This is a genomic window from Lysinibacillus sp. GW247-5R2A (assembly GCF_059424475.1).
The window spans coordinates 56,145-70,016 of the sequence record NZ_JBWKZL010000011.1; the positions used below are offsets into that span (position 1 = coordinate 56,145).

Annotated in this window: 17 protein-coding genes; 6 read left to right on the forward strand and 11 right to left on the reverse strand. The window is 35.0% G+C overall.

The window, feature by feature from the left end:
• Positions 1-42: 42 nt before the first annotated feature.
• The 3 genes from AC07YC_RS16815 to AC07YC_RS16825 all read right to left on the reverse strand — a co-directional run bounded on the left by AC07YC_RS16815 (position 43) and on the right by AC07YC_RS16825 (position 2,609).
• A complete protein-coding gene (locus AC07YC_RS16815) occupies positions 43-1,020 on the reverse strand; it encodes an HD domain-containing protein (RefSeq protein ID WP_494919926.1) in 978 nt (325 codons plus the stop codon).
• Between the two features lie 4 nt (positions 1,021-1,024).
• On the reverse strand, positions 1,025-1,666 hold the full coding sequence (locus AC07YC_RS16820; protein ID WP_336634809.1) for a class I SAM-dependent methyltransferase: 642 nt from the start codon (positions 1,664-1,666) through the stop codon (positions 1,025-1,027).
• Between the two features lie 256 nt (positions 1,667-1,922).
• Positions 1,923-2,609 (reverse strand): hypothetical protein, encoded by a 687-nt coding sequence (locus AC07YC_RS16825; RefSeq protein ID WP_494919927.1) that lies wholly within the window; start codon positions 2,607-2,609, stop codon positions 1,923-1,925.
• Between the two features lie 123 nt (positions 2,610-2,732).
• Between AC07YC_RS16825 and AC07YC_RS16830 the strand changes: the two genes are divergently transcribed.
• Positions 2,733-3,011 (forward strand): hypothetical protein, encoded by a 279-nt coding sequence (locus AC07YC_RS16830; RefSeq protein WP_336634811.1) that lies wholly within the window; start codon positions 2,733-2,735, stop codon positions 3,009-3,011.
• 409 nt (positions 3,012-3,420) lie between these two features.
• Positions 3,421-4,074, forward strand: a complete 654-nt coding sequence (locus AC07YC_RS16835) for a FusB/FusC family EF-G-binding protein (protein WP_336634812.1) — start codon at positions 3,421-3,423, stop codon at positions 4,072-4,074.
• Between the two features lie 52 nt (positions 4,075-4,126).
• Here AC07YC_RS16835 and AC07YC_RS16840 read toward each other — a convergent pair whose 3' ends face one another.
• The 5 genes from AC07YC_RS16840 to AC07YC_RS16860 all read right to left on the reverse strand — a co-directional run bounded on the left by AC07YC_RS16840 (position 4,127) and on the right by AC07YC_RS16860 (position 7,466).
• On the reverse strand, positions 4,127-4,345 hold the full coding sequence (locus AC07YC_RS16840; RefSeq protein WP_494919928.1) for a hypothetical protein: 219 nt from the start codon (positions 4,343-4,345) through the stop codon (positions 4,127-4,129).
• A gap of 115 nt (positions 4,346-4,460) precedes the next feature.
• Positions 4,461-4,670, reverse strand: coding sequence for a hypothetical protein (locus tag AC07YC_RS16845; RefSeq protein WP_025117169.1), 210 nt, complete (start codon positions 4,668-4,670; stop codon positions 4,461-4,463).
• A 215-nt stretch (positions 4,671-4,885) separates the two neighbouring features.
• The gene (locus AC07YC_RS16850; protein WP_494919929.1) at positions 4,886-5,884 is read right to left on the reverse strand and encodes an HAAS signaling domain-containing protein; all 999 of its coding nucleotides are present in this window, start codon (positions 5,882-5,884) and stop codon (positions 4,886-4,888) included.
• Positions 5,871-6,221, reverse strand: a complete 351-nt coding sequence (locus tag AC07YC_RS16855) for a PadR family transcriptional regulator (RefSeq protein WP_336634815.1) — start codon at positions 6,219-6,221, stop codon at positions 5,871-5,873. The genes AC07YC_RS16850 and AC07YC_RS16855 overlap by 14 nt, the downstream gene beginning before the upstream one ends.
• Positions 6,222-6,611: 390 nt before the next feature.
• Positions 6,612-7,466, reverse strand: coding sequence for a leucine-rich repeat domain-containing protein (locus tag AC07YC_RS16860; protein WP_494919930.1), 855 nt, complete (start codon positions 7,464-7,466; stop codon positions 6,612-6,614).
• Positions 7,467-7,572: 106 nt separating this feature from the next.
• Here AC07YC_RS16860 and AC07YC_RS16865 point away from each other — a divergent pair, with 106 nt between their 5' ends.
• The gene (locus tag AC07YC_RS16865) at positions 7,573-7,920 is read left to right on the forward strand and encodes a hypothetical protein (protein ID WP_336634818.1); all 348 of its coding nucleotides are present in this window, start codon (positions 7,573-7,575) and stop codon (positions 7,918-7,920) included.
• Between the two features lie 60 nt (positions 7,921-7,980).
• Here AC07YC_RS16865 and AC07YC_RS16870 read toward each other — a convergent pair whose 3' ends face one another.
• Positions 7,981-8,994 carry a S66 family peptidase gene (locus AC07YC_RS16870; protein ID WP_336634819.1) on the reverse strand — a complete coding sequence of 338 codons (1,014 nt, stop codon included), beginning with the start codon at positions 8,992-8,994 and terminating at the stop codon, positions 7,981-7,983.
• Between the two features lie 538 nt (positions 8,995-9,532).
• Between AC07YC_RS16870 and AC07YC_RS16875 the strand changes: the two genes are divergently transcribed.
• A complete protein-coding gene (locus AC07YC_RS16875; RefSeq protein ID WP_336634820.1) occupies positions 9,533-9,625 on the forward strand; it encodes a YjcZ family sporulation protein in 93 nt (30 codons plus the stop codon).
• A 732-nt stretch (positions 9,626-10,357) separates the two neighbouring features.
• Here AC07YC_RS16875 and AC07YC_RS16880 read toward each other — a convergent pair.
• Positions 10,358-10,987, reverse strand: a complete 630-nt coding sequence (locus tag AC07YC_RS16880) for a LysE family translocator (RefSeq protein ID WP_494920018.1) — start codon at positions 10,985-10,987, stop codon at positions 10,358-10,360.
• 276 nt (positions 10,988-11,263) lie between these two features.
• On the opposite strand from AC07YC_RS16880, the gene AC07YC_RS16885 reads away from it, so the two are divergent.
• The gene (locus AC07YC_RS16885; protein WP_336634822.1) at positions 11,264-11,437 is read left to right on the forward strand and encodes a hypothetical protein; all 174 of its coding nucleotides are present in this window, start codon (positions 11,264-11,266) and stop codon (positions 11,435-11,437) included.
• 119 nt (positions 11,438-11,556) lie between these two features.
• On the opposite strand, the gene AC07YC_RS16890 is transcribed toward AC07YC_RS16885, so the two are convergent.
• The gene (locus AC07YC_RS16890; RefSeq protein ID WP_494919931.1) at positions 11,557-12,174 is read right to left on the reverse strand and encodes an FMN-binding negative transcriptional regulator; all 618 of its coding nucleotides are present in this window, start codon (positions 12,172-12,174) and stop codon (positions 11,557-11,559) included.
• 157 nt (positions 12,175-12,331) lie between these two features.
• On the opposite strand from AC07YC_RS16890, the gene pdxR reads away from it, so the two are divergent.
• Positions 12,332-13,735, forward strand: coding sequence for a MocR-like pyridoxine biosynthesis transcription factor PdxR (gene pdxR / locus AC07YC_RS16895; protein WP_494919932.1), 1,404 nt, complete (start codon positions 12,332-12,334; stop codon positions 13,733-13,735).
• Positions 13,736-13,872: the final 137 nt, after the last annotated feature.

Consider the following 13,872-nt stretch of genomic DNA (forward strand, 5'->3'; position numbering starts at 1 on the left):
CAGCTCCTTCGCATTATTTACATTAGCCCTATCTGTTATTGACTAACTTTTGATGATTCTCACATAAACACCCTTCTCAAACTTTTTAATCGCAAGGGTATTTCTTTCTTTTACATAGTCTGATAAGTCGCTTGCCTTATACAATTGTTGGTGATGATATACACTTGGATCAATCAATCGTACTTTTTGTCGACCATGAATATCAAAGTTTTCTACATCTTCAATCACTTCTACCTTTTCATGAAGCTGTTGTAATAGGTGTTGAAGTTCCTCATCATTTGATGTTTTTATCTGTTGCCATACCGCTTCATCATCTTTCTGAAAATCGACCATGGATAGAACGCCTCTTGCTACGGCGAGCTGTAGCACATGTGCTAGCTTATTCGTTGCGAAAATATTGAGTGGTTCCATGAAAAAATCTATCACTTCTTGATAATACGTATTCACAAACCATTCTGCACTATCGATCGTTTTCACACATAGCTTCCCTTGATAAACGAATACATCCTGTAAAAATCGTTGAATATCTTCGAATGAGGCTTGTCCGTAATGAAACATATCTCTTAATGTATAATCTACTCGATCTGCACATAGTTCTGGTGCTGGTTGCTCCAGCAAAGACCATCTCGTTATATCAAATAAAATTTTCTCCATATCATAACCGTATTTGCTAAGAATTCCGGAGATTGCAGATGGCTGAATGACGTCTAGCAATATCGTATCGTGATAATCTTCCTCCGTATTTTCAAGGACCACATCAACTACATGCGAAAATGCGGTATGAGAAACGTCATGTAATAACCCGGCAATTTGTTCTTCCAGTGATCCACCATATCGTCTAATCAGCAGCATAACACCAATTGAATGCTCGTATCTCGTAATGGTCCATTGACGATTCACCAAATAGCCCGCTCCAGCTTGATGAATTCCTTTTAAGCGTTGAACAGGCGCTGACTGAATAAGTTCCTCCAGCACACCATCTATTTCGAATGCTCCATATAAAACATCTTGAATGAGCATTTATCTATTCCTCCGTACAATTCGATATTACAAAAACACCACCACAATGCGAGATTGGGTAAAATTGTAGCTGACAACGATCCTGCAGGCTAGTTTTTAGCTCCTCATGGACAAAATAGAACTCATCATCATCCCAATAGCCTTTGCTAGCCTGACGGCATTGTTCTAGCTGCTCTCTTGTTTGAAAGGCAACATCGCCTATTAAAATTTTACCTTCGGGTGTTAGTTGCTGTAATAATTGCGTGATATACGTAACCTTCTGCTCATCAGTAAAATGATGCAGGGCATACGTACTAACAATTGCATCATATTGTTTGTTCATCAGTGTGGCAGGTAGACCATTCGATAAATCCCATTCGAGTAAGTTAGCCTCTGGCATTTTTGCCTGTGCAATAGCCATCATCTTCGAAGAAAAATCAAAGCCATCAATCTTGTGCCCATGCTCATAAAGTTTAGCTGTTAAAACACCTGTCCCAAAGCCAATATCTAATACAGTCGATGCCGGAACTTGCATGACCTCTTTAAAAATTTTATTTAAAATGTCTTTATAGCCCGCAAATGGGTATTGCTGATTTTCTTCACTAAGTTGAACGGTTTGGTCATAGCCATCCGCCCATAGATCAAAACCTTGTTGATTTAATAGCATAGTGCCTCCTAAATTGAATAAATTCTCCAAGCATTGTTTTGTTGACTATTCATTTTCTGTGTCATCACAATTCCTCCTTTATTAACCAATTCATTCCATTATAGCAATCATTTATATACCGAACAATTCAGATAATAAATAAAGCCATTTGCCCTATGATAAGGGTCAATATTATTATAATTTAATGAAAACAGGAAAAGCCCAGACCATAAATTTAATGGAAGGTCTGGGCTTCTATTACATAAAATTTTAAAACTTATGATAAATCATAAGTGCTCTTAATAGTACCCGGTAATTTCGCTCCAATGGTAAATCCATTTAAAGTTACACCTAAAGTGTAAAATCCGTCTGTTTCAATCGTTGCAGAAGATGCACTTGGTGTGTTACTTATTTTTGATTTTCCTTTTCCTGATTGAGTCCATGTCCAAGCACTTACTCCATAAATATCAGATACGATATTAGTTATACTATCAGATTTAAATCGTTTTACTTTACCAGCATAATAATACTTATAATCAAAAGTTATGCGTTTAAACTGGAGCAAAGATGTAGCACCCCACCCTGTGAAAGGCGAATACCAATCCATTTTTGCAGAATCATCATAATATTTAGTGGCAGCTGCTGCAGCTAAAGAATTAAAAGGTTGATCTTGAGAAACTGTTAAAAAATTAGAAGGGGTATCAGCTTCTTCGCTATCTACCAGCTGCAACTCTTTAATAAAAACCTCTAAGTCTTCTACAGAATCGAACTTAATAATATGCTCTTCAGGTATCGTATTTATATCCACTTCTTCAATATTATACTTTTGTTGAATTTCTCTAAGCTCTTGTTCAGCTGTAGATACTTCTTCATGTGTTACTGTCTCTTGCGCATTAACACCCTGTGCGGATGCAAAACTTAATACTGAAAATGAAGCTACTGCTACTAATAGTGGTTTTCTCATAATATAAAATATTATCCTTTTTTACCAATATTTTCTTAATCCATTTCCAAAATATTACCATTTTTATTTTTTTATTATATAATAATTATAATGGATAGTTAGAATATAAAAGGAGGTGGCTAAATGCAAGTTACAAATAAAAAGGGGTTATTATGGATTAGCATTATCATGACTTTATTGTCCATTTTCTTTGTATCTTATGGTACCAATAAATTTGGAGCCCCTTTTCAATTTATAAGTTACATCGGTGAGAATGAGTTATCATCTGTATTTTCTTTATTTACAAAAAATGGTATTACTTCAATTCAATTTAATATACTTTATTTCTTTATAGATGTTACACTTATTTACTTTATTCTTTTTTATGGTAGAAAAATAATTAGTTTATTAAAAATAAGCTAACAATCCTAAATTTCTCTTAAGAAGCTCTAGATTTCAAGACCAACGGGCTGTTATATAGATTATGAGCATAATATGTTAATGAAGTAAATTTCAAAGTCAATTGGGTCATACGCATGTTTAAATACTTATCACCACTTCACTGGTCATTTGACTATTGAAAATCAAGCGTAACTTTTGATAAAATTAAAAAATCAAGATCATTCACTTTTTAGACTAAAAATAAAATACTTATATAAATCAACAATCCTTAAGGGAGGGATCGAAATGTCCGCATTCACTTGTAATGCATGCTCTAGAACGGCTTCTGAGGTCAAAGAGGTCTAAATTAAGTTATATCCATAACAGAAATTGAATGATCTCTTAGGCCAAATGCTTTTAAAAATAGCCTATAAAACAGGAGAGATTTCAAATGGAAAAACAAACTATTCAGCCGTTCTTAACGGTCGCAAACTATCACTTACTGGAACAGCAATTAAGTAAAATTTTACATGCCCTTACCACAACGCAGGACAAAAGTGTCATTCTTGCAGTACGGGGACTTGTTGAAACGGAAATCACTACCAAATTAGAGTTATCCACCGAGGAAACACAGCTTGTTGAACAGCTTTTCACCGTCACAGATCGTGCGCAGGGCGATGCCTTGTTAGAGCAGTTAAAGCCCTATGTCATACCGTTTAAGCCAGTAACAGCTAGCACGCTCAAATCATTGTTTAAAAAGGAGAAAAAGCTGAAGCTACCTAATTTAGATGAACTTGATTTTCAACAAATTTGTTACCTAGCATGGGATGATGTTGGGACACATCGAAAATACGTTGTCCTCGAACAAGACGACAAACTACAGGGAATTAAAGGGGTATTTTCCAACAATACTGTTCGCGGTATTTGCGCCATCTGTAATCGTCATTCAGATGTTGGCTTATTTACGACTTCCATTAAAGGGCACGTCGTTGGTACATTTACTAACCATAGTAATTATATTTGTGCAGATAGCCAAACATGTAATGAGCATGTATCAGATATGAATAGAACGCGCGAATTTTTCCAACGAATAACCCAAAAATAGATGAAACAAGGGCAGGAATGTTGTGTAAGCAACATTTCTGCCTTTTTAATGGCTAGTGCAAATTGACTCTTGTAGTGGCATAGCTTGAATGAAAAGTGACACTTTCCCCTTCTCTCCATTCCTGATATTCAACAACCAAAACAGTTAAATCGTCTTGCTGAAGATTTCTTTCAAGAGTAGTAAGCGTTACTGTATTTTTGTCTACCCTTTTGATGACACTATTTCCCTCCCACATCCTGCTTGGAAAAATTTCAGCCCTCATTACAAACACAAAAAAATCACCTCCTCTATAAAGAAACTATAGGAGGAAGGTGATTTTAATCAAACTCATCTAAAATTATTTTGCCATAAGTCACATAAAGCTTTATTAAATATCGGCACTACCTTTAGCGTGACTCTTTTGGTGGCTGGCATACATCACATTTTCGTTGATGTTTATTTTTAAATTTAGTAAATGTTTTTTCAAAGTTACTACCACATGCACATTTGAATAGTAACTTTTGAGAAAACCCGTGATATTCCGTTGATAGCAACTTACTTTCCGAATTGTTCTCAACAAATTCTTTAATTTTACCAATCGTCCAACGTTTATTCATTTTCTTACACCTCCATATTTTCTCGTTCTGCGGAGGCTTTTCTTGGCATCCGTTCAAGGTCTTAATTAACTTAAGCTCCTCATTATAACATGAGCTGGCACACAAAAAATAGATGGAAGCTATCTTATTCAACGTTCGTATTCGTCATGTGTTCTTTTTGGGGACTAGCTAAAATCATTTAAGCTAAATGGCGTGATGGAAGATAGCAAAAAGAATTAACGAATACGAGCCTTACGGAATCCATCAAATATATTAATGGCTACAGATAAAATAAATATGATGATTTCCCCGCTAACTACCCATAGTTCAAATTGCTTCGTTGTTGTGCTAAATAATTTACTCATGTGAGTTATAAATTCTTGGCTCATTACATTCGGATTACTGATTATCACAATAAAGACAACCGTTGATAATAGCTCAAGAATAGCATGAAAGATGGCTATTTTTTTCGTCCATTGTCTTTTGAATAATTTGTAGAGTGCTAGCCCAATTTCAAGTGCGATAATAACTATTATAATGGGCCAATAACGAAGCAAAACATCCTGATTAAATGCTGGTGTTACAAATTGGAGTCCATTTCTTCCGCCTTCATAGATTCCTAAAAGGTGATTGGCATTAAAGTAAAGAGTTGCCCAAATCGCCGTCCACATTAAATAGCCAAATACTTCAAGCCTCGTAATCGCCTTTTTCTTAGGAATATAAAGGACGTTTTTCAAATCGTCAGGGGTCCATTTTTTAAGACTCGTTGACAATGGATGCTGGTCTTTTTCTTTATCCGTTCGTTCAACAATAACAAATACGAGCGTTAGCCAAAAAAAGACGTGAATTCCTACTTCGATGATTCTAAATATTCCTTCACCTAAAAGTGTGAGAACAGCATTGATAACATCTTCTTCTCCACCAAAACCAATAAAATATTCAGCCACCATCGAGATTAACGCAATGACAGCGGCAATTGGTAAGATCATTTTTAATAACGATACATATACATCAAAATAGCGTGGGCCAATTAAATGCATAGGCTGATCTCGATAACCACTCGCTAATTCTGCTGGATTCCCTAATTTTTCAAGAACATCCTTTACATCATCATCCCTGTAATCATCAGACAACATATCGCTAATTGTTGAGCGTAACTCTAGTGCGATATCCTCACGATTTTTTTCCGGCAACCTCCGTGTGACCTCTTGAATATAAATATCAATCAGATTCATCTTTATCCTCATCCCCTTTTAATAACTCATAAAGCTGTTTTGAATTATTAATCCATTCATTTTTTAATTGCAAAAAGATTTCTAATCCATATTCACTTAATACATAATACTTTCGCGGTCTGCTCTCAGATGTATCCCAGCTGCTCGTCACTAAATCCTGTTTTTCTAATCGGCGAAGCAATGGATATAAGGTACTTTGATCAATGTTAATGCCCGAATCTTCCAATAACTGAACAAGGGAATACCCATACTGGGGTGTTCGTAATTGACTCAATACGGCTAATGTCAGCGTTCCTCTCCTAAGTTCTGTCGATAATGAATTCAGTAGTGTACTCATTCACCCACCTCAATTTTTATACTATATGACATACAGTGTATAATTCATACTATGTATCGTACACTATTGTTGTTACAATAACAAGCGAAATTAAACACTATTGTAAAAATAATCTATATGTTCCGTACACAAATCTTTATTGTTGAAAAGAAAGATACTTTTGCACAAAAAAAGAGGATAAATAGTGGAAACTACAGTTTATCAAGAGCATTTGATCAAGGTAAAAAACTTTTAACCATACTGGATAGATTTAGACAATTGCATAAAAATAGCCCTCCACATTTGATTGTGGAAGGCCTTTTTATTTACGATAAAAACGTTTAGCTAGAACTATTCACGTGCTTTTCGAACTATACTTATATGGTCAAAGTATACTCAACTGTTCTAATTCTACAAATATACGATACAGCCTCTCGCCTCTAATTCGTCTAACCAGCTCGGGATTTTTAATTCATGATTCCATCTTAAATCTAGTCGTTCTAAGCTTTCCATTGCCAATAATGATTCCGGTAATTCCTTTAAATCATTACTTCGTAGATCTAATTCTATTAGATTTTTCAAATGGCCTATCGATGCCGGCAATGTTTTCAATTTATTTTGTCTGAGATTTAACCGCCTTAATTTTATACATGTATGTAATGAATCAGGTACTTCCTGTAATTGATTGTCTTCTAACTCTAAAACCCGTAATAAGGCTAGTTCTCCGATTTTTTCAGGCAGATTAGTCATGCTATTTTTTTTCAAATGTAATTCTCTTAAATCCGTTAATCTACACAAACTTTCTGGCAACTCCGTTAATCGATTATTCATTATTCGCAGTTCTACCAATTTATTCAAATTCCCTATTTCCTCTGGTAGTTCACTCAACAAATTATCACTTAAGTTTAAATATCTTACTTTTGTAAGCTGGCCGATTTCAGGAGGAATCGATTGCAATTGATTATGATGAAAATACAAATAGTCCTCCATATTCACTAATTGACCAATTTCTGGAGGAATGAGGTCAATATGATTATGCCCTGCATCTAACATTCTCAGATTCTTTAAGTTCGTGATTTCTGCTGGCAAATTGTGAATGCTATTGACTGAAATATTGAGTATTTCTATACTCGTCAATTGAAAGATTTCTGTAGGTATTTCCCTCAAATCGTTATCAAATAGATTCAAATCCTTCATTCCCTTTATTTGGGATTCATTAAAATCAGGTAAAATTTTTAAATTCATCTGTGCTAAGTTCATTTTCATGTTCATCTTCTCCATAATTTAATTTTGAAGCTAATGTAAAGAGAGTTTTGGACGATAATAGGATATGTATGGTAAATACAAAAAAATTAGGAAGGTGGAAACTTTTATGATAACATCGAGAAACTCATCATCAACTATGCAATATTTAATGACTCGTCGATCTTATAAACAAGGTATCACACAGCAAAAACAAAACAACCAAAACAGTAACGACATTAACCGCACTTCTAAAGAGAAACAAGAGAGAATCGATAATGTGAATAAAATTATTGAAAGCAGCAAAACCTCTAAACTCACAACTAAACAAATTGACACACTTAAAAATGCGGCTAAGGATGGATTGTTGGGCTCTACTAGTAATAAATTAGGACCATTAGCGCAACATAATCTCCAAAATATTTTATCAAAATCTAAGTACTTCACCACACAAAAAGCTTATCGAAATTCCATCTAATCGCATAACCATACAAACACCCACCCTCTAAATCTTTTAGAGGGTGCTTTAACATTGGGATTAAATAAAGTGTTGCACAATAGTCCCTTTTCCGTTGTATGATTCTATTTCAGCATATGCTCCGTTTATAAAAGTAATTTGTGGTGGCACATGCCCACAATCAATGTCATAGATAAGAGGAATTTGTAGCTCCTCGGAAAGTTCTTGATACACATCTTCGATAGTATAGTTTCCAACGGATGGATTCGCGGCACTTCTACCAAATAGAATACCTGAACAATTATTAAACCATCCAGCTAATTTCATTTGTACAAGGGATCTGCGTAGATCAGTCGTGGATAATTCGCAGTTTTCAAAGTACCATATAATAGATTCACCTTGAATATGCGTTTCTTGAAAGCTTTGAACCTCACCGAATTTCGTTCCAATTAAATGTCTGATAGTATCTATACATCCACCAAGTAAACGCCCTTGAATGTTTACCCTCTCCACTGATGTAGATTGCCATTTCGTTTTTTCCGTAAAATTAAAAACATAAGGCGAGGTGCTATCGAACTGCCATTCTTTTTGATAGTAGTCTGACGAATGCTGTACGATGGATTCGCCTTTTTTTAAGGATAAAATGGATTGCCACATGGCAGTTGTATCATCAGAATACTCTCCTCTTAAATCTACTAAGTTCGTTCCATGTGCAGTAGCGATACCCGTTGTTAATGTCATTGCCAACAATAATAGACTAACATCTGAGTACCCTAATACCCATTTTGGCTGAATATTGGAGAAATCAATATTTTCAAGTATTTCAATAAGAAGCTCTCCACCCCATGGAGGAATAATAATATCGATATCATCATTAGCCATCATGTCATGAAACTCTTCGGCACGCTTCATAGCAGAGGCAGATTTTGCCTTATCCTGAGTCCAAGCAGTTTCTCCACAAATGACTCTAAACCCCTTGTTTTCCATACGAATACATGCTGTTTTCAATAAATCATGAAGTTCAACGGGTACACCAGAGGAAGGTGCTGTAACTCCAATGGTCATGTCCTCTTTTAAAAATGGATAGTTGATCAAATGAATCACCCCTTAATTTTGTATCATTTTAACACAAATTGTATCCTGTTTTTAACACAAAATTCATATCTTTAGAGCCGTGAGCTGTTCACCTACTACCACTCTTGGTTTATGTTTATTTATTAAGCCAACTGGATTCCCATCAAACTTACTGTCTGTAAAAAGAACCATTCACTTTATGCTAGCAATCATTTCACTACCAAATGACGCTCCCTGTACAGCCTTATTTCCTCGGTAATCCGTTCATCCGCTATTATTTCATATGCTGCCATGATTTATATTTCCCTAATCAATTAGTTTACTCGCCTAGGAAATAAGAAAAAAATTTCCCGGGTAAGCGCAGGAACTGACATTATCGATTCATATTCCCGCACTAAGCGACTGATTTCAGCAATCTTCTATTTGCATGAAATAAATAGGAACTTTATGGACGAAATATTCATATTAAATTTTTCAAAAGAAAGGATGGATTAGATGAATAGCATCTCTCCTATCTATAACTTTACATATTCTAGATGATAGAAAGGAGGGATTTATAATGGGTACAAACTATGAAAAACACGATAATTTATCATTCGCACTAATCGTTGTCCTATTCATACTTTTAATTATTGTCGGCACTAGGCGCTAGCTTTGTTCAACATAAATGTCGGGCAATAATAAATAGTCTCCATATAGCCTTCCTTCTTCGAGGTAAAATAATCATAACAGCCTTTTCTATGTTTACCATAAAAGGGTCGCCCCGAAAATTGACCCTTTTTTATTTCTATTTTTCCTAACTGTCCAACAACAATAGGATTTCGTATTTCATGCTAGGTTTTGAAGTACGGAAAATTTATGAAAAAAAAAGACCTGGACTCTAAAAACGAGCCCTGAGCCTATTGCCACTAGATGCTCTTGTTTATTGTATGAAGATTGGTAGTAGGAATAGTAATAGAGAGCAAGCGATTAATACAAGAGTTACTTTTTTGGGTAATACTTTTTGATGGGGGCCTTCATAAAAGCCTGAGAATTGTAACTTATTACGATACAGGATGAATAATATGATGTATATTGCAATCCCTGGGAACCAGCCAATATCCTGATCCAACTTTGTTTGTAAAGTGGTATAAATGCGTTGGACCGCTCCCCACATAAGACATCCAAAAACTATAAAAATAACAATGATTCTTATTAATTCTAAGAATACACTTCTTATAAACGACCTTCTCTCACTAACTTTAATCACCCTCTATATGCCTTTCGAATAGTCGAACAAACTAATGGACCAGCCATTGTAGGAATACAAATCTTAGCCTATATGCATAGACAACGCCCATGCGCCAATATCTTTCATTTCATTAAGGGCTAGTTATATCAAACTTTATCTACGGTCAAATACAAGATTGGCAGCAAGACATGTCAAAACACTTGCCATGAACCATTGTTGGACTTTTAACCACGTAGGACGTGTGCCCAATAATTTGGCAACTCGACTAGCTACCAAAACAATAATGAGATTGACTATAAAACTCACGGTGATTTGTGTTAGGCCCAATATCCCCCCCTGAATCAGTAAAGAACCCTTAGTGGGATCTTCAAATTGAGGTAATAGTGATACATACAAAATGGCAATCTTAGGATTTAGCAAATTCGTCATAAGTCCCATTAAAAATAGTTTGCTTGGTGGTTCTATAGAACCTGTTCGAGGTTCAAGAATAGATGTTGCCCCAGGTTTTATCGAATTCCAAGCGAGCCATAATAAATACACGGCTCCTGACCATTTCACCAATTCATATAAAAATGGAACCGTAATGAACAGCACTGTAAGTCCAAACATTGTAGCAATTATGTAAATGATAAAACCTAACATTATCCCTAATAAAGATATGAATCCTGCCATCCGTCCTTGTGTAATAGAACGAGAAATGAGATACATCATATTCGGTCCTGGCGAACAAACCATCCCAAGTGAAACCAGTGCAAAAGCTATCAAAGTACTAAAAGTTACCATACCCATTTTTCTACCTCTCTAATTTAGAAAAAAAACTTATGAATGAATTAATTTCAATAACCCAATTTCTCTATCCATAAAATTATTGCCTAAAACAACTAATGGTATTGTACCCTTTCAATCTACGAAATGAATAGGAGAAATATCATGGACCGCCAAATTCCTTTCGCGATTGAAATAAGGTAACGAATTATTTTTCTTTTCCAAAAAGGTACAGATTACTTTTCATCAATCTCTTTTCGCCATATACTTAAATCACTAAAAGGAGGTTAGACAATGAACCATCGTCCTTTACACCAATGGCAAAAAGAACATCATCATCGAGTAAAAGATTTCCATAAAAATCACGCGTTAGCCTTAGAAAATGGCGAGAATGGAAATGGGCTGCTAGCTAAGTGGGAAAGATTTGTATACAACAAAGGAAAAGCACTTTTTAAATCTGCAAAATAATTTTACTAATTATTAGCTGTTCTATTATAGGACAGCTCTTTTTTGTTTCTTAATCTTCTCTTTCTTCGATTTCATTAAAAGGCAGAAACGCTCTTATTACCTCGTTTCTGCCTTTTGTTTTAGTCTTTTCTGTTTTTCTTCATTGCCTCAGCTACTGCAGAAGCCTGTGGATCGTCTTCTTGATAAAGCTCTTTAATAATATTGGCGTAATCCGTACTATTCCGATTTTGACTTAATTTATAAGCAGCCTGAACCTCTTCTACCTTTATTTTAAATCCTTTTATTCCTTTTATCTCTTTTTGTAACATTTCAGGAGATAGCTTTTCCCACAGGACAGGGTTTTCACGGAATTTCTCATATTTTTCTAGTAATTTCGATAAATCCTGTTCTAATTCCGTACCTTCCATAATACTTGCTTTCCCATAAATATGAACCGCTTGATAATTCCAAGTAGGTACATTCTCTTGTTCATACCAAGATGAAGAAATATAAGCATGTGGACCATTAAAAATAGTTAATAGTTGATCTGTCTCCTCGAACGTTTTCCATAATGGATTACCGTAAGCTAAGTGACCCGTTAAGTAATAGTCATCCTGATCTTGATTAAGCAGTAATGGAATATGGGATGCTATGGGTCTCCCCTTACTTATCGCTACAATTGTCGCAAATGAATTCATTTTAATAAATTCTTGTATTTCTTTCATATCTGTTATTTTATAATACTTTGGAATAAACATATAAACCCCTCCTCTTTTCAATCATTGTGAAATAAAAAAATAACAATCGTCTTAATTGTTTACAGTTTCCGTTTCACCATGTAATTTGATTATAAAAGGTTGATTGCACCTATTAACAGTGCCAAATATGTAATTTTGGAAGGAGCCAGTGAAACGTATGATTGAAATTACCCCCATATTAAACAATGAAGAACCACTTTATTTTCAGTTATATAAATATTTAAAAGTTGAAATTCAACATGGCAACATCGTCGCTAAAACCAAGCTGCCCTCTCAACGAAGTCTAGCACAACACTTAAACATTAGTCGTAATACTGTAGATACGGCCTATCAACAACTCCTTGCAGAAGGTTATGTGGTAAGTAAGGAACGACAAGGTCTTTATGTTGTAGAACTGGAGAAGCATTATTTTCAGAATTCTGTTTTAAAATCCGTTGAGATGCCCCAAAAATCTAACCAAATAAAAGATAGTGCTGCCACTAAGTTTGATTTTAAATATGGAGATGTTAATGTAAAAGATTTTCCCTATAAAATTTGGCGTCAATTGAGTATGCACAGCCTTCATGAAGAACAGAGTCACCTTTTTATGTATGGAGATGCACAAGGTGAGCTTAAATTAAGACAATATATTGCAACCTATCTTTATGAAGCTAGAGGAGTTAAATGTTCAGCAGATCAAATTGTCATTGGGGCAGGTTTACAATATCTTTTAGGCGTGCTATGTAACATAATTGGGAGAGACGAGCTTTATGGGATGGAAGATCCAGGGTATCATCGAGTTCGCTATCTATTTAAAGATCATCACATCAAGATGAAGCCCATACCATTAGATGAAAAAGGATTGAGTATTACCCATTTACGAAATAGCCACATAAAAGCCATTTATGTGACGCCATCCCATCAATTCCCAATAGGTCATGTGATGCCTATTTCCAGAAGACTAGAATTATTAGAATGGGCAAAAGAAGAGAATGCCTATATTATAGAGGATGATTATGATGGTGAATTTAGATATGCCGGTAAGCCAATACCCGCACTTCAAGGATTGGATTCATGTGATCATGTAATTTATATGGGGACCTTCTCTAAATCCTTAATTCCATCCATCAAGATAAGCTATATGGTATTACCTAGAAATTTAATAAATGTATATAGTAAAAACAGTTATTATGTTCAAACCGTATCGAGATTACATCAACATACTTTACAACTATTTATGGAAAGTGGGCATTGGGAGAGACATCTTAATAAATCTAGAAACAATTATAAGAAAAGATATGAAGCCCTCATAAAAGCCATTCACCAAATATTTGGCGATAAGATGAAAATCTATGGGGACAGTGGTGGTCTGCATTTACTGCTAGAGCCCAATAATAATATGAGTGAAGATGAACTTATTGAAAAAGCAAAAATCGAAGGAGTAAAAGTATATCCAACCTCCATTTTTTACGCCACCCCTTCGGAGGAATTAGCTCCAAAAGTAATGCTTGGATTTGCCAACTTAAATGAGGAAGAGATTTCTCAAGGTATTGAGCTATTGAATAAGGCTTGGTATGAATGAGCGTTTTTTCTAAAGATTTTTGTGTTACATGTCCTTTACATATATTGTTGGGAATTAGATGGCGTATGTCCTTTCCCTAGCTCCCCTTCTCTGCATGGTAAAATAAGTTTATCTAGGCGGATATATAGTGGATGCTT

Excerpts from the sequence above, each read along its gene's own strand:
- AC07YC_RS16815 (WP_494919926.1), bottom strand. The coding sequence starts at position 1,020 with ATGCTCATTCAAGATGTTTTATATGGAGCATTCGAAATAGATGGTGTG.
- AC07YC_RS16820 (WP_336634809.1), bottom strand. The coding sequence starts at position 1,666 with ATGCTATTAAATCAACAAGGTTTTGATCTATGGGCGGATGGCTATGAC.
- AC07YC_RS16825 (WP_494919927.1), bottom strand. The coding sequence starts at position 2,609 with ATGAGAAAACCACTATTAGTAGCAGTAGCTTCATTTTCAGTATTAAGT.
- AC07YC_RS16830 (WP_336634811.1), top strand. The coding sequence starts at position 2,733 with ATGCAAGTTACAAATAAAAAGGGGTTATTATGGATTAGCATTATCATG.
- AC07YC_RS16835 (WP_336634812.1), top strand. The coding sequence starts at position 3,421 with ATGGAAAAACAAACTATTCAGCCGTTCTTAACGGTCGCAAACTATCAC.
- AC07YC_RS16845 (WP_025117169.1), bottom strand. The coding sequence starts at position 4,670 with ATGAATAAACGTTGGACGATTGGTAAAATTAAAGAATTTGTTGAGAAC.
- AC07YC_RS16850 (WP_494919929.1), bottom strand. The coding sequence starts at position 5,884 with ATGAATCTGATTGATATTTATATTCAAGAGGTCACACGGAGGTTGCCG.
- AC07YC_RS16855 (WP_336634815.1), bottom strand. The coding sequence starts at position 6,221 with ATGAGTACACTACTGAATTCATTATCGACAGAACTTAGGAGAGGAACG.
- AC07YC_RS16860 (WP_494919930.1), bottom strand. The coding sequence starts at position 7,466 with ATGAAAATGAACTTAGCACAGATGAATTTAAAAATTTTACCTGATTTT.
- AC07YC_RS16865 (WP_336634818.1), top strand. The coding sequence starts at position 7,573 with ATGATAACATCGAGAAACTCATCATCAACTATGCAATATTTAATGACT.
- AC07YC_RS16875 (WP_336634820.1), top strand. The coding sequence starts at position 9,533 with ATGGGTACAAACTATGAAAAACACGATAATTTATCATTCGCACTAATC.
- AC07YC_RS16880 (WP_494920018.1), bottom strand. The coding sequence starts at position 10,987 with ATGGTAACTTTTAGTACTTTGATAGCTTTTGCACTGGTTTCACTTGGG.
- AC07YC_RS16885 (WP_336634822.1), top strand. The coding sequence starts at position 11,264 with ATGAACCATCGTCCTTTACACCAATGGCAAAAAGAACATCATCATCGA.
- AC07YC_RS16890 (WP_494919931.1), bottom strand. The coding sequence starts at position 12,174 with ATGTTTATTCCAAAGTATTATAAAATAACAGATATGAAAGAAATACAA.
- pdxR (WP_494919932.1), top strand. The coding sequence starts at position 12,332 with ATGATTGAAATTACCCCCATATTAAACAATGAAGAACCACTTTATTTT.